We start from the raw sequence: 19,720 nt of genomic DNA on the forward strand, positions 1-19,720 counted from the left end.
CGTCCCGATGAGGAGCACGTCACGAAGGCAGCGGCGGTCACCACATCCGATCGTTCTCGAGCGGGTCGTCGGCGGCTACCATCGCCCCCTGTGGACGTCTTCTTCCTGCTCGGGTTCATCGGCGCCTGGCTGCTGTTCGCCGGCCCGGTGTACCAGGCCGCGATCGAGCTGCGGGAGGAGGGCTTCGATCAGGACGACCAGGAGGAGATGCGCGGCCGGGTCGCCGCGCTCGGCCGGCCGCCGCACATCAGCGCGTGGTGGTGGCTGCTGCCGCCGGTCGCCTTCGTCCTGAACCGTCGGCGCACGTCCGAGTGGCGCATGGCCATGCTCGCGCAGATGGCCCCGACGCAGCGCGAGCGGTTCCAGAGCTTCCAGAACAAGGCGACGGGCTGGCTAACGGTCGCCATGGGCGCGCTGTGCATCGCGGCCAAGGAGACCGGCGAGCTCGTCCACCACTTCGAGTGGAGCGCGTGGACGCTGATCCCGCTGCTCGTCGCGCCGTTCCTGATGGCCGTCGGATACACCGTGAGCCGGATCTCGCGCGAACGCCGGATGCGCGCGCTGCTCGAGCCCTGACGAGGCGCCGCCCGGCGCGCACCCTAGGCTTGCCGGGTGAGGATCGCGCCGCGCACCGCCGCATGGATCGTGCCGCTCGTGCTGACGCTCGTCGCGGCGCTGCTGCGGTTCATCGGCCTCGGGCACCCGCACACCCTGGTGTTCGACGAGACGTACTACGTCAAGGACGCGTGGACGCTGCTGCACCTCGGCTACGAGGGATCCTGGCCCGACGACGCCGACGCCCTGTTCACGGGCGGCGACACGGACGTCTACCAGACGAGTCCCGCGTACGTCGTGCATCCGCCGCTCGGGAAGTGGCTGATCGCGCTCGGCATGGCGCTGTTCGGCGCCGACAGCGGGTTCGGATGGCGCTTCTCGGCCGCGCTGTTCGGCACGCTGCTGGTGCCGCTGGTGTACGCGATCGCCCGCCGCCTGTCCGGCTCGGTCGCGGTCGGCACGATCGCCGGCGGCCTGCTCGCGATCGACGGGCTCGCGATCGCACTGAGCCGGGTGGCGCTGCTCGACGGCTTCCTGGCGTTCCTCATCGCGCTGGCGTTCTGGTTCGTGCTCCGCGACAGCGACCGCACGGCGCCCGCGATCATGCGGCCGGGCGGCGGGACGGGCGGGCCCGTGCTCTGGCGCCGGCCCTGGATCGTCGCGGCGGGGGCGGCGCTCGGGGCTGCGACCGCCGTGAAGTGGTCGGGGATCTACACGCTCGCGGGCGTCGGCATCCTGCTCGTCCTCCTCGACCTCGCCGCGCGCCGGCGCGCGGGCGTCGCCGGTGCGCTCGCGGGCGCGGTGCGCCAGGCGCCGGTCACGTTCCTTCAGCTCGTTCCGATCGCGGTCGTCGTGTACCTGCTGTCGTGGACCGGCTGGCTCCTGACGACGGGCGGCTACGATCGCGGCTCGGATCCGAACCCGCTGATCGCGCTGTGGAACTACCACCTGTCGATGTACGGGTTCCACGTCGGGCTGGCCACCAGCCATCCATACGCGAGCCCCGCGTGGCAGTGGCCGCTGCTGCTGCGTCCCACGGCGATGTGGCTCGCGCGGCCCGATGCGGGTGCCGCGTGGTGCGGCTGGAGCGAGGACTGCATCGGCGTGATCGGCAGTCATCCGAATCCGATCACGTGGTACGGCGGGTGGGCGGCGGTCGTCCTGCTCGGCGTGCTGCTCGCCCGCCGCCGGGGCGGCGCTGTGCGGTTCGGCGCCGTGATCGTGCTCACGGGCCTGCTCCTCACGTACGTGCCGTGGCTGCTGTACCCCGCCCGCACGATCTTCCAGTTCTACACGGTCACGATGCTGCCGTTCCTCGTGATCGCGCTGGCGCTCGCGCTGGGGTATCTCGGGCGACCCCGCGAGCCGGTGCTGCTGCCGGCGCCCAGCCACGCGGAGATCCGGTACGCGGCGCGCGCGGCCGAGACGCAGACGCGCGCGTGGCGGATGTTCGCGATCGGGGTCGTGGTCGTCGCGGTGCTCGTCGGGATCTTCTTCCTGCCGCTGTCCACGGGATTCCTCGAGCCGTACGACCTCTGGCGGGACCACATGTGGCTGCCCGGCTGGATCTAGCGGAAGGGCCCCGGATCGGCGATCCGGGGCCCTTCTCGTCGGTCGGTCAGTTGACCTCGGCGGGGTGCGAGCCCACCCGCCCCGAGCCGTCGAGCGGGTCGAGCGCGTCGATCGCGGCGACCTCGGCGTCGGTGAGCTCGAAGTCGAACACGTCGAAGTTCTCCGCCATGCGGGCGGCCTTCACCGACTTCGGGAAGACGATGAAGCCCTTCTCGAGGTGCCAGCGGATGACGACCTGCGCGGGGCTCTTGCCGTGCGCGGCCGCGGCGTCGGCGACGGCCTTCTCGCCGAACAGGTCGTACTTGCCCTGACCGAGCGGGCCCCACGACTCGATGAACACGCCGTGGTCGGCGGCCCACTGCGTGACGTCGCGCTGCTGGTAGGCGGGGTGCAGCTCGATCTGGTCGACGGCGGGCGTGACGCCCGTCTCCGCGACGATGCGCTCGAGGTGCTCGACGAGGTGGTTGGAGACGCCGATGCTCTTGGTCTGCCCGGCGTCGCGGATCTCGATCAGCTTCTGCCACGCGTTCACGTAGTGGTCGTTCGCCGGCGCGGGCCAGTGGGTCAGGTACAGGTCGACGTGCTCGAGGCCGAGCTTGTCGAGGCTCTCGGCGATCGCGGCCCTCGGCTCGTCGCCGCCCTGCCGGTCGTTCCAGAGCTTGGTCGTGATGAACAGCTCGTCGCGCGGGATGCCGCTCTTCGCGATCGCGGCGCCCACGCCCTCCTCGTTGCGGTAGATCGCGGCCGTGTCGATGTGGCGGTAGCCGGCCTCGAGCGCCTCGCTGACGGCCTTCTCGGCCTCGGCGGGCGGCACCAGGAAGACGCCGAAGCCGAGCTGCGGGATCTCGAAACCGGAGTTGAGCGTGATGGTGGGTACGGTCATGCTTCGAGCCTAGGAGCGGATCCGCGCCACCGGGGCGGGACGTGACGGATCCGCTCCCGGTCCGGTCAGGCGAAGACGCGGTCGATCGCCGCGACGCGCGCGAAGAGGCGGTCGAACACGGCCATCCGGTCGAACTGCAGCGCGTACGCGCGCGCCCGCTCCTCCCACTCGGCGCGCTCGGCGCGATCCATCGCGAGGGCGCGGTCGATGGCCGCCGCGATCTCGTCGGGCGCGTCCACGTCGATGATCAGGGCGGTGTCGCCGACGGCCTCCCCGACGCCGCCCGTGAGGGTGGTGATCGCGGGGCCGCCGCCCGACAGCGCCTTCTCGGCGAGCGCGATCCCGAACGTCTCGACGAACTCCGGGCGGGGCTTGGTCGGCAGCACGTACGCGGCCGATCCGGCGAACAGGAACGGCTTCTCGGCGTCGTCGACATCGGTGAGGAACCGGATCCGGTCGGCCGCGGGCGAGGCGGCCGCGATGCCGCGCAGCTCCTGCTCCTCGGGGCCGCGGCCCGCGATGACCAGCTGCTTGCTCGCCGCGGCCGTCGACGCGGCGAAGCCGGCGATGAGGTCCTCGACGCCCTTGGCGCGCGCGAGGCGCGAGAGGTAGAAGACGTAGCCGTCGCGCTCGAGGCCCCGGGCCGCGAGGTGCCGCTCGATGTCGCCCGGGTCGAGGTCGAGGAACAGCGACGAGTCGATCGCGGGGTACGAGATCGCGACCTTCTCGGCGCAGCGCGCGGCGTAGCGCGTGCCGTGCATGGCGTCGAGCAGCGCGGCCTCCTCGACGATGAGGTCCTTGGTGTAGTGCGAGACCGCGACGCACACGTCGCTCGCGAGGTACGACTCGAGCACGTGCGCGGCCGCGCCGAAGCGGCCGTCGGTCACACACTGGCGCACGACGTTGGTGACGTCGGATCCGACCGCCTCCGCGATCGTGACGACGTTGACCGGCAGCCCCGTCTTGCGGGCGACGTCCACGGCGTCCGTCACCGCCGTCGTGTGCGGGCTGAGGTACAGCGACATCGCGACGGTCGGCACGCCGTCGGTGAACAGCTCGACGAGCCGGCCGACGAGCCCCTGGATGTAGCGCCCGTCGACGACCTTGTAGTCGCCCACCGGCTCGGGCCGCTCCACCGTGATCCCGGCGCTGTAGGGAAGCACGGTCTCGAGCGGCTTCAGCGGCAGACCGGCGGCCTCCAGGCGCTCGATCGGCCATGTCACGATCCGCACCTCGTCGAAGCCGCGCGTCATGGCCGCCTCCGCGAGATTGCGGGCTTCTCCGGAGTGTCCGCAGATCACGGGATCGGCGCGGACGACGATGACGAGGCGACGGGACATGCGGCTCCTTGCGTGGGGGTCGTGTGTCGTCGGCGGAAGGTTCGCGCCGCCGAGTTCCGGTGATGCTACGCGATGGATATGTCAGCCGATGACGCGCTGGGGAAACTCACGGTCGCCGGCGGCCTCGCGCGGCGACCGCGGCCGGTACCCGAAGGCACCGCGTCGTCCGGGTGCCGGAGCCGGACGGCATGGGGGTGATCCCAGGTCGCGGATCCGACTTCTAGACTGGAACGCTATGCCCGAGCCCCGCATCTCCTACCCGCCCGAGCTGCCCGTCAGCGGCGCGCGGGACGAGATCGCGCGCGCCATCCGGGATCACCAGGTCGTGATCGTCGCGGGCGCGACCGGGTCCGGCAAGACCACGCAGCTGCCGAAGATCGCGCTCGAGCTCGGGCGGGAGCGCATCGCCCACACGCAGCCCCGCCGCCTCGCGGCCCGCACGATCGCGGAGCGCGTCGCGGAGGAGCTGCAGGTGCCGCTCGGCGGCGTCGTCGGCTACAAGGTGCGCTTCACCGACAAGGTGTCCGACGAGACGCGCATCGCGCTGATGACGGATGGCATCCTGCTCAACGAGATCCACCGGGATCGGATGCTGTCGCGCTACGACACGATCATCGTCGACGAGGCGCACGAGCGCTCGCTGAACGTGGACTTCCTGCTGGGGTACCTGAAGCAGCTGCTCCCCCAGCGCCCCGACCTCAAGGTGATCATCACCTCGGCGACGATCGACCCTGACTCTTTCGCGAAGCACTTCGCGGCGCAGGACGGCGCACCCGCCCCGATCATCGAGGTGTCGGGGCGGACGTTCCCGGTGGAGATCCGGTACCGGCCGCTCGTGGCGGACGCCGCGGAGGAGGCCGTCGCGGACGCGTACGACGCCGACGACGAGGTGTCGGCGATCGTCGCGGCGCTGCGCGAGCTGGACCGCGAGGCGCCGGGCGACGTGCTGGTGTTCCTGCCGGGCGAGGCGGAGATCCGCGACGCCGCCGACGCCGTGCGCGGCGCGTTCCGGGATCAGCGCGCGCCCACCGAGGTCCTGCCGCTGTATGGCCGGCTGAGCGCCGCCGAGCAGCACCGCGTGTTCGAGCGCTCGACGGTCGCGGGGCTGAAGCGCCGCGTGATCCTGTCGACCAACGTCGCCGAGACGTCGCTGACGGTGCCGGGCATCAAGTACGTGATCGACACGGGCACGGCGCGCATCTCGCGCTACAGCAACCGCGCGAAGGTGCAGCGCCTGCCGATCGAGGCGATCTCGCAGGCGTCGGCCCAGCAGCGCTCGGGCCGCGCCGGCCGCACCAGCGCGGGCATCGCGATCCGCCTGTACGGCGAGGACGACTTCGCGCGGCGGCCCGAGTTCACCGAGCCGGAGATCCTGCGCACGTCGCTCGCGTCGGTGATCCTGCAGGCGCTCGCCCTCGACTTCGGGGACATCGCGCGCTTCCCGTTCCTGACTCCCCCGGACTCGCGCGGCGTGAAGGCCGCGACCGACCTGCTGGTCGAGCTCGGCGCGGTCGTGCTGACGCGCGACGGATCGCCCCGGCTGACGCGGATCGGCCGCGACATCGCGCGCCTGCCGATCGATCCGCGGTTCGCCCGGATGCTCGTCGAGGCCGGGCGCAACGGCACGGTCGCCGAGGTGCTCGCGATCGTCTCGGGGCTGTCGATCCAGGATGTCCGCGAGCGCCCGGAGGAGCAGCGTGAGCAGGCGGATCAGTCGCACGCGCGGTTCGCGGATCCGACCAGCGACTTCCTGACGCTGCTGAACCTCTGGAACCACCTGCAGGACAAGCAGCGCGAGCTGGGCTCGAGCGCGTTCCGCCGCCTGTGCCGCGCCGAGTTCTTGAACTACGTGCGCGTGCGCGAGTGGTTCGACGTGCACCGCCAGCTGCGGGGTCTCGCATCGGGCCTCGGCGGCCGGGAGAAGAGCGCTCGGCAGGACGACACTTCGGGAGCCCCCGTGCGAGCGCAGCGAGCGTGGAGCGAAGCGACCCCGCAGCGCGAAGCGCTGCCCTCGACGGAGCGAAGCGACGGCGGGTCGCTCGCCGAGGGCCCCCGAAGGGGCGCCCGAGAGCGTGCGACGGCGAGCGCAGCGAGCAATGGGGACTCCGTCCACCAGGCCCTGCTCGCGGGTCTCCTCTCCCAGATCGGCATCCTCGACGAGCGCGAGAAGGCGAAGGACCCGCGTCGCGGCGCGGAGTACCGCGGCGCGCGCGGCATCCGGTTCTCGGTGTTCCCCGGGTCCGTGCTGCGCAGGCGCCGCCCCAAGGCGGTCATGGCCGCCGAGCTCGTGGAGACGTCGCGGCTGTTCGCGCGCACGGCCGCGCAGATCGACCCGGCGTGGGCCGAGGCGCTCGCGGGCGACCTGGCCAAGCGCCAGGTGTCGGAGCCGCACTGGTCGAAGGACGCGGGTGCGGCGGTCGCCTACGAGAAGGTCACGCTGTACGGCGTCGAGATCGTGCCGCGTCGGCGCATCCAGTTCGCGCGCGTCGACCGCCCGGCCGCGCGCGAGCTGTTCGTGCGGCACGCGCTGGTCGAGGGCGAGTGGGACCCGTCGAGGCTGGCGCAGAACGTCACGGCGTTCCTGCGGCAGAACCACGAGCTGCGCCGCCGCCTCGAGAAGCTCGAGGAGCGCGAGCGGCGCCGCGACATCCTGGCCGGCGACGAGGCCGTGTTCGCGTTCTACGACGCCCGGATCCCCGCCGAGGTGTTCGACGTGCGCTCGTTCGAGGCGTGGTGGCGCGAGGCGCTCGCGCACACGCCCAAGCTGCTCACGATGCGCGAGGCCGACCTGATCGAGGGGCAGGCGACGTCCGACGCGCGCGAGTTCCCGACGCGCTGGACGCAGGGCGATCAGACCCTCAACCTCGCATACCGGTTCGAGCCGGGCGCGCCCGACGACGGCGTCACGGTCGTCGTGCCGGTCGCGCTGCTCGCCTCGATCGAGCCGGTCGGCTTCGACTGGCAGGTGCCGGGCATGCGGTCGGAGCTCATCACTGCGCTGCTGCGCGCGCTGCCCAAGGCGATCCGTCGCCATGTCGTGCCCGCGGCAGACTGGGCCGAGAAGCTCGCGGCCGAGCTGGAGGGCTCGGGACCGGAGGACCACGCGGGCCGCCCGCCGCAGTCGCTGCGGGCGGCGCTCGCGAAGCGCATCCAGCGCGTGGCGAACCAGCCGGTGACGGCGGCCGACTTCGAGCTGGAGCGCGTGCCGGGGCACCTCACGATGTCGTTCCGGGCGGTGGACGAGCGCGGCCGCGCGCTCGGATCGGATCGCGACCTGCGCGCCCTGCAGGACCGGCTCGCCGGGCGAGCGCGGCAGAGCGTCGCACGGTCCCTCGACCGCGAGGCACGGCGATCCGGACCGGCCGAGGTCGCGGGCGCGCGCCCGGTGCTCGAGCGCGCTGGTCTGACCGACTGGGACCTCGGCGACCTGCCCGAGGTCGTGGACACGAGGGTCGCCGGCGGCGTCGTGCGCGGATATCCGGCGCTCGTGGACGAGGGGTCGTCGGTCGCGCTGCGCGTGGAGGCGACGCCCGAGAAGGCCGCCGCCGCGACGCGGCGGGGCGTGCGGCGGCTCCTGCTGCTGCAGGTGCCCTCGCCCGTGTCGTACGTGCAGGAGCACCTCACCGCGAACGAGAAGCTCGCGCTCGCGGGCTCGCCGTACCCGTCCGCGAAGGCCCTGATCGAGGACTGCCGCGCCGCGGTCGCCGACGCGGTGCTCGAGCGGGCGGGGTCGCTCCCCCGCACGCGCGCCGCCTTCGACGCCCTCAAGGCGGAGGTGAGCCGCGGATCCGTCGACGACGTGTTCGCGTGCGTCTCGCTCGTCGCCCGGATCCTGCTGTCGGCGCGCGAGGTCGAGCGCGGGCTGAAGAGCGCGAACTCGATGGCGCTGCTCGGCCCGCTCGGCGACATCCGCGGTCAGCTGGCGGGGCTCATCCATCCGGGCTTCGTGTCCGCGACGGGCCTCGCGCGCCTGCAGCACCTGCCGCGCTATCTCGAGGGCGCGCGCCTGCGCCTCGAGGTCCTGCCGGACAACCCCGGCCGCGACCGCGCCTGGATGACCGAGCTCGAGCGCGCCACCGCGGCGTACACCGAGGCGGGCGGCACGATCCCGCTGCCGCAGGACGCCCCCGCGCACCTCGCGCGCGCCCGGTGGCTGCTCGAGGAGCTGCGCGTGGGCCTGTTCGCCCAGCGCCTCGGCACGGCCGAGCAGGTCTCGGTCCAGCGCGTCCAGAAGGCCCTCCGCCCGTGACGCCGAGCGGACCGGAGCGCGGCCCGCTCCCCGACGGATGACGCTCGTGAGCGCCTGGCTGCCGGGCTGAGCGCAACGGAGGCGGACTCGCCGCCGTGGGCGGAGGAGATCTCCCTTCCCGAGGAGCGGGATCCGAGGATCCGTCCTCGATTGCGGAGATCTCCTCGGCGGAGGACGCCCGACGTCAGGCGGATTCGACGATCGCGGTGGCGCCGAGGCCCCCGGCGGCGCACACCGAGATCAGGGCACGCGCCGGCGTGCCGGTCTCGGCCGCGCGCCGGGCGACGAGCTTCGCGGCCGTGGCGAGGATGCGGCCGCCCGTCGCCGCGAACGGGTGCCCCGCGGCGAGCGAGGAGCCGTTGACGTTGAGCTTCGCGCGGTCGACCGCGCCGAGCGCGCCGTCCAGGCCGAGCTCGGTGCGGCAGTAGTCCTCGTCCTCCCACGCGGCGAGCGTGGTGAGCACGGTGGAGGCGAACGCCTCGTGGATCTCGAAGAAGTCGAAGTCGTCGAGCGTCAGCCCGTTGCGGGCCAGGAGGCGCGGCACGGCGTGCACGGGGGCCATGAGCAGGCCCTCGCGGCCGCCCACGAAGTCGACCGCGGCGGTCTCGGCGTCGACGAACCGCGCCAGCACAGGCAGGTCGCGGGCCTGCGCCCACTCCCGCGACGCCAGCAGCACCGCGGAGGCGCCGTCGGTCAGCGGCGTCGAGTTGCCGGCGGTCATGGTGGGCGTCGCGCCGTTCCGGCCGAACACGGGCGACAGCGCCGCGAGCTTCTGCATCGACGTGTCGGCGCGCAGGTTGTCGTCGCGGGTCAGGCCGCGGAACGGCGTGACCAGGTCGTCGAAGAACCCCGCGTCCCACGCCGCCGCGAGGGCCAGGTGGCTGTTCAGCGCGATCTCGTCCTGCGCCTCGCGCGTGATCCCCCACTTCGCCGTCGTGAGGGCCTGGTGCTCGCCCATCGACAGCCCCGTGCGGGGCTCGTCGGTCGAGGGGGTCAGCGGCCTGAGGTCGGCCGGGCGCAGCGACGCCAGCACCTTGAGGCGCTGCCCCAGGGTCTTGGCGCGCGACAGGTTCAGCAGCACGCGGCGCAGGCCCTCGCTCACGGCGATGGGGGCGTCCGAGATCGTGTCGGCGCCGCCCGCGACGCCGGACTCCACCTGCCCGAGCCGGATCTTGTTGGACACCGCGATCGCGGCCTCGAGTCCCGTGGCGCACGCCTGCTGCAGGTCGTAGGCCGGCGTCTGCGGTGAGAGCGACGATCCGAGCACGCTCTCGCGGATCAGGTTGAAGTCGCGCGAGTGCTTCAGGACCGCGCCGCCGACGACCTCGCCCAGCCGCTCGCCCTCGAGCCCGAACCGGCCGACGAGCCCCGCGAGCGCCGCCGTGAACATCTCCTGGTTGGACGCGTCGGCGTACTTCCGGCCGGCACGCGAGAACGGGATGCGGTTGCCGCCGACGACATAGGCGTCTCGGGAGCCGGGGATCTGCGTCTTCGGGGAATCCGTCATCCCACGATCCTCACACCCTCCCTCCGTGGGGGCGCATCCGTCGTGGCGACCTGCCAACATCCCGCGCGACCGTGCGGGGGCTCTGTAGGGCCGGCACAGGTGGCGCGATCCGCGGGTCCGGGGGCGCAGCACCGCTCCGGTATCTTGAAGTCGAGAGAATCTGCGCCCGGGCATCGCCCCACGCGGCGCCGATCGGCTGACGAAACAGGAGCTTCTTCCGCATGTCGAAGATCATCTACACGCACACCGACGAGGCGCCGCTGCTGGCGACGTACTCGTTCCTGCCGATCGTCGCGAGCTACGCGGCCAAGGCCGGCATCGAGCTGGAGACCCGCGACATCTCGCTCGCCGGCCGCATCCTGGCCCAGTTCCCCGAGCGCCTCACCGAGGACCAGCGCATCGGCGACGCCCTGAGCGAGCTCGGCGAGCTCGCGAACGACCCGTCGGCCAACATCATCAAGCTGCCGAACATCTCCGCGTCGGTGCCGCAGCTCGAGGCCGCCATCGCCGAGCTGCAGAAGCTGGGCTTCGACGTCCCCGACTACCCGGGCAACCCCGAGACGGACGAGGAGCGCGACTTCGCGGCGCGCTACGACAAGGTCAAGGGCTCGGCCGTGAACCCGGTGCTGCGCCAGGGCAACTCCGACCGCCGCGCCCCCGCGTCCGTCAAGGCCTACGCCAAGGCCCACCCGCACTCGATGGGCGCGTGGAGCGCCGACTCGAAGACGAGCGTGGCGACCATGGGTCACGACGACTTCTTCTCGAACGAGAAGTCGGTCGTGATCCCCGCCGACGACGCGCTCCGGATCGAGCACGTCGGCGAGGACGGATCCGTCACGGTGCTCAAGAGCGACCTGAAGGTCCTCGAGGGCGAGGTCGTCGACGCGACCTTCATGAGCGCCGCGGCGCTCGACGCGTTCCTGGCCGAGCAGGTCGCGCGCGCCAAGGCCGACGGCGTGCTGTTCTCCGTGCATCTCAAGGCCACCATGATGAAGGTCAGCGACCCGATCCTGTTCGGCCACGTCGTGAAGACGTTCTTCAAGCCGGTCTTCGAGAAGTACGGCGCCGACCTCGCGGCCGCCGAGCTGTCCCCGAACGACGGCCTGGGCGCGATCTACGCGGGCCTGGACTCGCTCGCCAACGGCGCCGAGATCAAGGCCGCGTTCGACGCCGCCCTGAACGACGGCCCCGCGCTCGCGATGGTGAACTCGGACAAGGGCATCACGAACCTGCACGTGCCGAGCGACGTCATCGTCGACGCGTCCATGCCCGCGATGATCCGCATCGGCGGCCACATGTGGGGTCCCGACGGCCAGGAGGCCGACACGCTCGCGGTCATCCCCGACTCGTCGTACGCCGGGATCTACCAGGCCGTGATCGACGACTGCAAGGCGAACGGCGCGCTCGACCCGGCCACGATGGGCACCGTCCCCAACGTGGGCCTCATGGCGCAGGCCGCCGAGGAGTACGGCTCGCACAACAAGACGTTCGAGATCGCCGCCGCCGGCACCGTCCGGATCGTGAACTCGGCGGGCGAGGCGCTCACCGAGCACGCCGTCCAGGCCGGCGACGTGTGGCGCGCCTGCCAGACGAAGGACGCCGCGATCCGCGACTGGGTGAAGCTCGCCGTCACGCGCGCCCGCCTCTCGGAGACGCCGGCGGTGTTCTGGCTCGACGCGGGCCGCGCGCACGACGCCAACCTCATCGGCAAGCTCGAGCAGTACCTGCCCGAGCACGACACGGAGGGCCTCGAGCTGCACGTCATGGCCCCCGCCGAGGCGACGCTGTTCTCGCTGGCGCGCATCCGCCAGGGCCTGGACACGATCTCCGTCACGGGCAACGTGCTCCGCGACTACAACACCGACCTGTTCCCGATCCTCGAGGTCGGCACGTCGGCGAAGATGCTCTCGATCGTCCCGCTCATGGCCGGCGGCGGCCTGTTCGAGACGGGCGCCGGCGGCTCCGCCCCGAAGCACGTGCAGCAGCTGCTGCAGGAGGACTACCTGCGCTGGGACTCGCTGGGCGAGTTCTTCGCGCTGGCGGCCTCGTTCGAGCACCTCGCCCAGACGACCGGCAACGCCAAGGCGCAGGTCCTGGCCGACACGCTCGACCGTGCCACCGGCACGTTCCTCGACGAGGACCGCTCGCCGGGCCGCCGTCTCGGCTCGATCGACAACCGCGGCTCGCACTTCTACCTCGCGTCGTACTGGGCGCAGGAGCTCGCGAAGCAGTCCGAGGACGCGGAGCTGGCGGCGGCGTTCGCGCCGCTCGCCGAGAAGCTGACGGCGGACGAGAAGACCATCGTCGACGAGCTCATCGCGGTGCAGGGCAAGCCCGCCGACATCGGCGGCTACTACCGCCCCGACGCCGAGAAGACCTCGGCCGTGATGCGTCCCTCCGCCACGTTCAACCAGGCGATCGACACGCTGTAAGAGACCGCACGCCCCTCGACGGCCCCGGATCCGCGCGGATCCGGGGCCGTCGTCGTCTGCTCCGGAGCGGTTGGGAGGACAGGTCAGGCAATGCTAAGTTAGGTGAGCCTCACCCGCACCAGAGGCCGTCCCCATCACCGCATCGAAGGGATTCCCCTTGCGCACTGCACGCATCCTCGGCGCGACCGTCGTCGCCACCGCCCTGACCGTCTCGCTCGCGGCCTGCTCGACCGGCGGCACGCCGGCGGGCGGCGAGTCCTCCGCCCCCGCGGGCGACGCCGGCGTCTTCCCCGTCGAGGTGAAGCACACCCTGGGCACGACGACCATCACGTCGCAGCCGGAGCGCGTGGCGTCCATCGGCTGGGGCAACCAGGACGTCGCCCTGGCCCTCGGCATCGCCCCCGTGGGCGCGGACGACCAGACCTGGTCGATGGACGGCACCGACGGCCTCGGCCTCTACGAGTGGACGACCGACGCGTACGAGGAGCTCGGCGCCGAGGAGCCCGTGGTGTTCTCGACGTCGGACGGCATCGACTCCGAGGCGATCGCCGACACGCAGCCGGATGTCATCATCGCCGCGTACTCGGGCCCCACGGAGGAGGAGTACCAGACCCTCACCGACATCGCGCCGACCGTCGCGTACCCCGGCGTCGCCTGGTACACGCCGTGGCGCGACAGCATCCTCACGAACGCGAAGGCGCTCGGCAAGGCCGCGGAGGGCGAGGCCCTCGTCGCGGACCTCGACCAGCAGATCGCAGACGCGACCGCCGACTCCGGCTTCGCGGGCAAGACCGCCGCGTTCCTGTACCTGAACCCGGCCGACCTGTCGACGTCCTCCGTCTACGCGACCGGCGACTCGCGCGCCGCCTTCCTGGCCGACCTCGGCTTCGACGTGCCCTCCGCCGCCAAGGAGGCCGCCGACGCGGGCACGTTCTACGCGGACATCTCGGCGGAGAACGTCGACAAGCTCGCCGACGTCGACGTGATCGTCGCGTACGGCGGCGACGACCTGCTCCCCGCTCTGCAGGCCGACCCGCTGTGGAACACGCTCCCCGCCGTCAAGAACGGCGCGGTCGTGCCGGTCGGCGCGGGCGACGCGCTGAGCGGCGCGGTCTCGCCCACCGCCCTGTCCATCCCGTGGATGCTCGACACGTACGTCGGTCTGCTGGACGACGCCGCCGCCAAGGCCGAGTGACCGTCCTCGCAGACGCTCGACGGCGCGCAGCCGCCCGCAAGCCGGCTGCGCGCCGTCGTTCGGCGTTCCTCATCGGGATCCTGATCGCCGTGGCGGTCTCCGTCGTCCTGTCGCTGGCACTCGGATCCCGGCCCGTCTCGCTCGGCGAGGTCACGGACGGCATCTCCGCGTGGCTGGGCGGCCGCACGGCCGACGAGATCGGTGCGATCGCGGTGCAGGAGCGCATCCCGCGCACGGTGCTCGCACTCATCGCCGGCGCCGCACTGGGCCTGTCCGGCGGTCTGATGCAGGCCGTCACCCGCAACCCGATCGCCGATCCCGGCATCCTCGGCGTCAACACGGGCGCCGCGCTGTTCGTCGTCTGCGGCATCGCCTTCCTCGGCATCACGTCCGCCTTCCAGTACCTCGCGCTGGCGTTCGTCGGCGGCACCCTCGCGGCGATCTTCGTCTACGTCGTCGGGTCGATCGGCCCCGGCGGATCCACCCCGATCAAGCTCGCCCTCGCCGGAGCCGCCACGACCGCCGCGCTGTCGTCTCTCGTGAGCGCAGTGCTGCTGCCCCGCATCGCGGCGATGGACGCGTTCCGCTTCTGGCAGGTGGGCGGCGTCGCCGGCGCCGACTGGGGGACCATGGCCGTGGTCGCCCCGTTCCTCGCCGTCGCGGCGGTCATCGCGCTGCTGTGCGCCCCCGCGCTCAACGCCCTCGCGCTCGGCGACGACGTCGCCGTCGGTCTCGGCGTGAACGTGCGCTACGCGCGCCTGTTCGCCTCCGCCGCCGGCGTCGCCCTGTGCGCCGCCGTCACGGCCGTCGCGGGCCCCATCGCCTTCGTGGGACTCATGGTCCCGCACGTCGCCCGCATGCTGTTCGGCCCCGACCAGCGCTGGCTCCTGCCGGTCTCCGCCCTCGGCGGCGCCGTGATCCTCGCGGTGTCCGACACGATCGGGCGCCTGATCGGCTACCCGGGCGAGGTCGAGGCCGGCATCGTGACGGCCTTCGTCGGCGCGCCGATCCTGATCATCATCGCCCGCCGCACCCGGATGAAGGCCCTGTGATGGCGCTGTCGCTCGCCACCGAGATCCCCGAGACCACCACCGCGATCCAGGTGGGACGCCGCCGGCGCGCCCGGCGCCGGCGGGTCGCCGTGATCGTCCTGGCGGTAGCGCTGCTCGTGCTCATGGCCGCGATGCTGATGCTCGGCAACACCATCTACCCCGTCGAGGACGTCATCGGCGTGATCCTCGGCGAGCAGGTCCCGGGCGCGTCGTTCACGGTCGGCTCGCTGCGCATCCCCCGCATGATCGCGGGCGTGCTCGCCGGAATCGCGTTCGGCGTCGCCGGGACGACGTTCCAGACCCTGCTGCGCAATCCGCTCGCGAGCCCGGACGTCATCGGCATCACGTCCGGCGCGAGCGCCGCGGCCGTGCTGTGCCTCGTGGTGCTGCACTGGAGCGCGGGTGCGACGACCGTCACCGCGCTCGTGGTCGGGATCGCGACGGCCGCGCTCATCTACGCCGCGGCGCGCGGCGGCGAGTCGACCGGCGGGCGCCTCATCCTGATCGGCATCGGCGTCGGCGCGATGCTCGACGCCCTGGTCTCGTTCCTGATCCAGCGCGCGGCCGAATGGGACGTCGCCGTCGCGATGCGCTGGCTGACGGGAAGCCTCAACGGATCGAAGTGGGACGGCCTGCTGCCGCTCGCGGTCGCGGTCGCCGTGCTCGTCCCGGTCATCCTGCTGCTCTCGCGCGACCTGCGCGCCCTCGAGCTGGGCGACGGATCGGCGACGGCCCTCGGCGTGCGCGTCGACCGCGCGCGACTGCTGCTGATCGTCTCCGCGGTCGCCCTCGCCTGCTTCGCCACCGCGACGACGGGACCGATCGCGTTCGTCGCGTTCCTCGCCGGCCCCATCGCCGCGCGCATCGTCGGCCCGGGGTCGAGCCTGACCATCCCGGCCGCCCTGACGGGCGCCGTCCTGGTGCTCGCGGCGGACCTCATCGGCCAGTTCGCGTTCGACGTCTCGTTCCCCGTCGGCGTGATCACCGGCGTCCTCGGCGCGCCGTACCTGCTGTACCTGCTCATCCGCACAAACCGCTCGGGAGGTTCCTCGTGACCGTCCACCACACTCTCGAGGCGACGCAGCTCGTCTCCGGATACGGCGGATCGCCCGTCGTGAAGGGCGTCGACCTGACCGTGCCGAGCGGCCGGATCAGCGTGATCGTGGGCGCGAACGCGTGCGGCAAGTCGACGCTGCTCAAGACCATGGCGCGCCTGCTGTCGCCGCAGTCCGGCAGCCTCGTGCTCGACGGGCAGAGCATCGGATCCGTCCCGACCAAGCAGCTCGCCCGCACCCTCGGCCTGCTGCCGCAGTCGCCGATCGCGCCGGAGGGCATCGCGGTCGCCGATCTCGTGGGGCGGGGGCGCCATCCGCACCAGAAGCTGTTCCGCTCGTGGTCGGCGGCCGACGACGCCGCGGTGGCCGAGGCGCTCGCGGCGACCGGAGTGTCCGAGCTCGCGGACCGCGCGGTCGACGAGCTCTCGGGCGGGCAGCGCCAGCGCGTGTGGATCGCGATGGCGCTCGCCCAGGAGACCGGCGTGCTGCTGCTGGACGAGCCCACGACGTTCCTCGACGTCGCGCACCAGATCGAGGTGCTCGACCTGCTGACCGACCTCAACCGCGCCAAGGGCACCACGATCGTGATGGTGCTGCACGACATGAACATGGCCGCCCGGTACGCCGATCACGTCTTCGCGATGAGCGGCGGCGAGCTGGTGGCGAGCGGGCCGCCGGCCGAGGTGATGACGAGCGAGCTCATCGCGCGCGTGTTCGACCTCGACGCCCTCGTGATCCCCGATCCGGTCTCCGGTGCCCCCATGGTGCTGCCGCGCGGCCGGCATCACGTGCTGACCGACACCGTCGCCTGACCCCGCCCCGCCCGGACCGCACTAGCCTGGCGTCATGGCGAAGGCGATCCGGTACTCAGAGCTCGGCGGCCCCGAGGTGCTCACGCTGACCGACATCCCGGATCCCGAGCCCGGTCCGGGACAGGTCGCCGTCCGCATCGAGGCGGCGGGCGTCAACCCGATCGACTGGAAGCTGCGCGAGGGCCTGCGTCCCTCCGGGCCGTTCGCGAAGCCGCGCGGCACCGGCACGGACGGCGCGGGCCACGTCACCGCCGTCGGCGAGGGCGTCGACGGCTTCCGCGTGGGCGATCCCGTGGTGTTCACGGGCGCGCTCGGCGCGTACGCCACCGATCTCGCCGTGTCCGCGGAGAAGGTGTTCGCGCGGCCGGCCGGCGTCTCGGCGGGGGTCGGCGCGGCGCTCGGCGTGCCGGTCGGCACGGCGTACCAGGCCGTCCGGTCGCTCGCGGTCCGCGCGGACGACACCCTGCTGGTCCACGGTGCGTCGGGGTCCGTCGGCCAGGCCGCGATCCAGTTCGCCTCCCTCGCCGGCGCGCGGGTGCTCGGCACGACGAGCGACGCGCGCGCCGACCGCGTGACCGGCCTCGGCGGCGAGCCGATCGCGTACGGCGCGGGTCTCGTCGATCGCGTGCGTCGGGCGGCCCCCGACGGAGTCACCGCGATCCTGGACTTCGCGGGCACGGACGAGGCGATCCACGCGTCGCTCGAGCTCCTCGAGGACCGCCACCGGATCGCGACGATCGTGCGCGGTCCGGACGCGCGCGGGTTCGGCATCCGGGCGTTCGGCGGCGGATCGCCCGACCCGCTCACGCCGCAGCAGCTGGAGTGGCGCCGTGAGGCGATCCCGGTCGCGCTCGCGCTGCTCGCCGCGGGGAGATTCGCGGTCGAGCTCGGCGAGCGCTTCCCCCTCGAGCGCGCGGGCGACGCGCAGCGCGCGAGCCGCGAGGGCGCGCCCGGCAAGCTCCTGATCGTCCCCTGACCGGCGGGGGAAGATGTCGGCCCCAGCGCCTAGGCTCGGAGCATGGGACTGCGCTGGGGAATCCTCGCCACGGGCGGCATCGCGCACGCCTTCGCCTCCGACCTGCGTACGGCGGGGCTCGACCTCGTCGCGGTCGGGTCGCGCTCGCAGGCCTCGGCCGACGCGTTCGCGGCCGAGTTCGACATCCCCCGCGCGCACGGCTCGTACGACGACCTCGCGGCCGATCCGGATGTCGACATCATCTACGTCTCGACGCCGCACCCGATGCACGCCGAGAACGCGCGCCTCGCGCTCGAGGGCGGCAAGCACGCGCTGGTCGAGAAGTCGTTCACGGTCAACCGCGCCGAGGCCGAGGGCCTGCGCGACCTCGCCGCGAGCCGGGGACTGCTCGTCATGGAGGCGATGTGGACGCGCTACCTGCCGCACATGGTGCGCGTGCGCGAGATCATCGACGCCGGCACGCTCGGCGAGATCCGCACGCTGTTCGCCGACCACACGCAGCAGATCACCTCGGACCCGTCGCACCGCCTGAACGCCCTCGCACTCGGCGGCGGCGCGCTGCTGGACCTCGGGATCTATCCCATCTCGTTCGTGTGGGACATCCTGGGCGCGCCCACCAGCGTGCAGGCCTCCGCGCGCCTGTCCGACACCGGCGCCGACGCCGAGGTCGCCACCGTCATGACGCACGCGTCCGGCGCGCTCTCCACGACCATCTCGTCCTCCCGCGGGGCGGGCCCGAACACCGCGCACGTGGTCGGCGCCGAGGCGCGCATCGACATCGACCGCGTCTGGTACACCCCCACGTCGTTCGCCGTGACCGCGCCGGACGGCACCGTGCTCGAGCGGTACGAGTCGCACGTCGAGGGCCGCGGCATGCAGTACCAGGCCCTCGCGGCCGAGCGCTTCGTCGCCGAGGGCCGGCTCGAGGGCCGCGAGCTGCCGATCGCCGAGTCGGTGGCCATCATGGGCACGCTCGACGAGATCCGCCGCCAGATCGGCGTCGCCTACCCCGGCGAGAACTGACCATCCGCCCATCCGCATCCTCCCCAGAGAAGGACCATGGCTGAAACCTCCGACGCCCGCGTGGCCGTCTACCTCGACTTCGACAACATCGTGATGAGCTGGTACGACCGCGTGCACGGGCGCAACTCGTACAGCAAGGACCGGCAGAAGATCGCCGAGGACCCGACGGATCCCGACATCGCCGCGAAGCTCGCGCTCGCCACCATCGACGTGGGTGCGATCATCGACTACGCGGCATCGTTCGGCACGCTCGTGCTGACACGCGCGTACGCCGACTGGTCCTCCCCCGTGAACGCGATCTACCGCTCGCAGCTGGTCGGCCGCGCCGTCGACCTGGTGCAGCTGTTCCCCGCCGCGGCGTACGCGAAGAACGGCGCGGACATCCGCCTCGCGGTCGACACGGTCGAGGACATGTTCCGCCTGCCCGACCTGACCCACGTCGTGATCGTGGCGGGAGACTCCGACTACGTGCCGCTCGCGCAACGCTGCAAGCGCCTGGGCCGCTACGTGATCGGCGTCGGCGTCGCCGGGTCGACCGCCAAGTCGCTCGCGGCCGCGTGCGACGAGTTCGACGCGTACGACACGCTCCCGGGCGTGCCGAACCCGGCGGACATCGTGCCGAAGAAGCCGAAGGCCGCCGCCAAGGCCGCCGAGCCCGAGCCGGAGCCGGCCGAGATGACGAGCACCCAGCGCAGCCGCCGCTCGTCGCGCGCGAAGCAGACCCCGCCGCCCGAGGAGGACACGCTCGTCCCGTTCGACGAGATCCCGCCGGAGGACCTGCACGCCGCGGCGTCGCGGCTGCTCGAGCGCGCTCTGCGGCTCGGCCGCGACAAGGGCGACGACGCCGAATGGCTGCACACGTCGGCGGTCAAGCAGCACATGCGCCGGATGGACCCGTCGTTCAGCGAGAAGACGCTCGGCTTCCGCTCGTTCACCGACTTCGTGAAGTCGCGCGAGCAGGTCGCCGAGGTGCAGGAGAGCGGTCACGAGCGCCTCGTCCGCCTGAAGGACTGAGGCCCCTCGCACCCCGAGCGGCCCATCCCCCTCGCCGAGAACACGTCCTCTCGCC

The 19,720-nt window shown here is 72.5% G+C and carries 14 protein-coding genes; 11 read left to right on the forward strand and 3 right to left on the reverse strand.

All coding sequences use genetic code 11. From position 1 onward, the window contains the following. The first annotated feature begins 90 nt into the window (after nucleotides 1-90). Nucleotides 91-576 (forward strand): hypothetical protein, encoded by a 486-nt coding sequence (locus AAD528_RS05825; RefSeq protein WP_345751102.1) that lies wholly within the window; start codon nucleotides 91-93, stop codon nucleotides 574-576. 36 nt (nucleotides 577-612) lie between these two features. Beyond that, nucleotides 613-2,127: a dolichyl-phosphate-mannose--protein mannosyltransferase gene (locus AAD528_RS05830; RefSeq protein WP_345751103.1), complete on the forward strand. Its 1,515-nt coding sequence runs from the start codon at nucleotides 613-615 to the stop codon at nucleotides 2,125-2,127. 46 nt (nucleotides 2,128-2,173) lie between these two features. On the opposite strand, the gene AAD528_RS05835 is transcribed toward AAD528_RS05830, so the two are convergent. Then, nucleotides 2,174-3,010 carry an aldo/keto reductase gene (locus tag AAD528_RS05835; protein ID WP_345751104.1) on the reverse strand — a complete coding sequence of 279 codons (837 nt, stop codon included), beginning with the start codon at nucleotides 3,008-3,010 and terminating at the stop codon, nucleotides 2,174-2,176. Between the two features lie 65 nt (nucleotides 3,011-3,075). After that, on the reverse strand, nucleotides 3,076-4,350 hold the full coding sequence (locus AAD528_RS05840) for a glycosyltransferase (protein WP_345751105.1): 1,275 nt from the start codon (nucleotides 4,348-4,350) through the stop codon (nucleotides 3,076-3,078). 235 nt (nucleotides 4,351-4,585) lie between these two features. On the opposite strand from AAD528_RS05840, the gene hrpA reads away from it, so the two are divergent. Then, nucleotides 4,586-8,599, forward strand: a complete 4,014-nt coding sequence (gene hrpA / locus AAD528_RS05845; RefSeq protein ID WP_345751106.1) for an ATP-dependent RNA helicase HrpA — start codon at nucleotides 4,586-4,588, stop codon at nucleotides 8,597-8,599. Between the two features lie 184 nt (nucleotides 8,600-8,783). Here the strand turns inward: hrpA and AAD528_RS05850 are convergent, their stop codons facing one another. Then, nucleotides 8,784-10,106 carry an acetyl-CoA C-acetyltransferase gene (locus AAD528_RS05850; RefSeq protein ID WP_345751107.1) on the reverse strand — a complete coding sequence of 441 codons (1,323 nt, stop codon included), beginning with the start codon at nucleotides 10,104-10,106 and terminating at the stop codon, nucleotides 8,784-8,786. A gap of 221 nt (nucleotides 10,107-10,327) precedes the next feature. On the opposite strand from AAD528_RS05850, the gene AAD528_RS05855 reads away from it, so the two are divergent. From AAD528_RS05855 to AAD528_RS05890, 8 genes are all read left to right on the forward strand, one after another. Further along, nucleotides 10,328-12,538, forward strand: coding sequence for an NADP-dependent isocitrate dehydrogenase (locus AAD528_RS05855; RefSeq protein WP_345751108.1), 2,211 nt, complete (start codon nucleotides 10,328-10,330; stop codon nucleotides 12,536-12,538). 157 nt (nucleotides 12,539-12,695) lie between these two features. Continuing rightward, nucleotides 12,696-13,733, forward strand: coding sequence for an iron-siderophore ABC transporter substrate-binding protein (locus AAD528_RS05860; protein ID WP_345751109.1), 1,038 nt, complete (start codon nucleotides 12,696-12,698; stop codon nucleotides 13,731-13,733). An 89-nt stretch (nucleotides 13,734-13,822) separates the two neighbouring features. After that, nucleotides 13,823-14,785 carry a FecCD family ABC transporter permease gene (locus AAD528_RS05865; RefSeq protein ID WP_345751110.1) on the forward strand — a complete coding sequence of 321 codons (963 nt, stop codon included), beginning with the start codon at nucleotides 13,823-13,825 and terminating at the stop codon, nucleotides 14,783-14,785. After that, a complete protein-coding gene (locus tag AAD528_RS05870; protein ID WP_345751111.1) occupies nucleotides 14,785-15,840 on the forward strand; it encodes a FecCD family ABC transporter permease in 1,056 nt (351 codons plus the stop codon). Before AAD528_RS05865 ends, AAD528_RS05870 begins: the two co-directional genes overlap by 1 nt. After that, nucleotides 15,837-16,652: an ABC transporter ATP-binding protein gene (locus AAD528_RS05875; protein ID WP_345751112.1), complete on the forward strand. Its 816-nt coding sequence runs from the start codon at nucleotides 15,837-15,839 to the stop codon at nucleotides 16,650-16,652. The genes AAD528_RS05870 and AAD528_RS05875 overlap by 4 nt, the downstream gene beginning before the upstream one ends. A gap of 34 nt (nucleotides 16,653-16,686) precedes the next feature. Next, nucleotides 16,687-17,628 carry a quinone oxidoreductase family protein gene (locus AAD528_RS05880; protein ID WP_345751113.1) on the forward strand — a complete coding sequence of 314 codons (942 nt, stop codon included), beginning with the start codon at nucleotides 16,687-16,689 and terminating at the stop codon, nucleotides 17,626-17,628. Nucleotides 17,629-17,670: 42 nt separating this feature from the next. Further along, nucleotides 17,671-18,651 carry a Gfo/Idh/MocA family protein gene (locus AAD528_RS05885; RefSeq protein ID WP_345751114.1) on the forward strand — a complete coding sequence of 327 codons (981 nt, stop codon included), beginning with the start codon at nucleotides 17,671-17,673 and terminating at the stop codon, nucleotides 18,649-18,651. Nucleotides 18,652-18,687: 36 nt separating this feature from the next. After that, on the forward strand, nucleotides 18,688-19,665 hold the full coding sequence (locus AAD528_RS05890; RefSeq protein WP_345751115.1) for an NYN domain-containing protein: 978 nt from the start codon (nucleotides 18,688-18,690) through the stop codon (nucleotides 19,663-19,665). Nucleotides 19,666-19,720 lie beyond the last annotated feature (55 nt).

It is taken from the genome of Microbacterium rhizophilum, assembly GCF_039605615.1.
Taxonomy (GTDB): Bacteria; Actinomycetota; Actinomycetes; order Actinomycetales; family Microbacteriaceae; genus Microbacterium; species Microbacterium rhizophilus.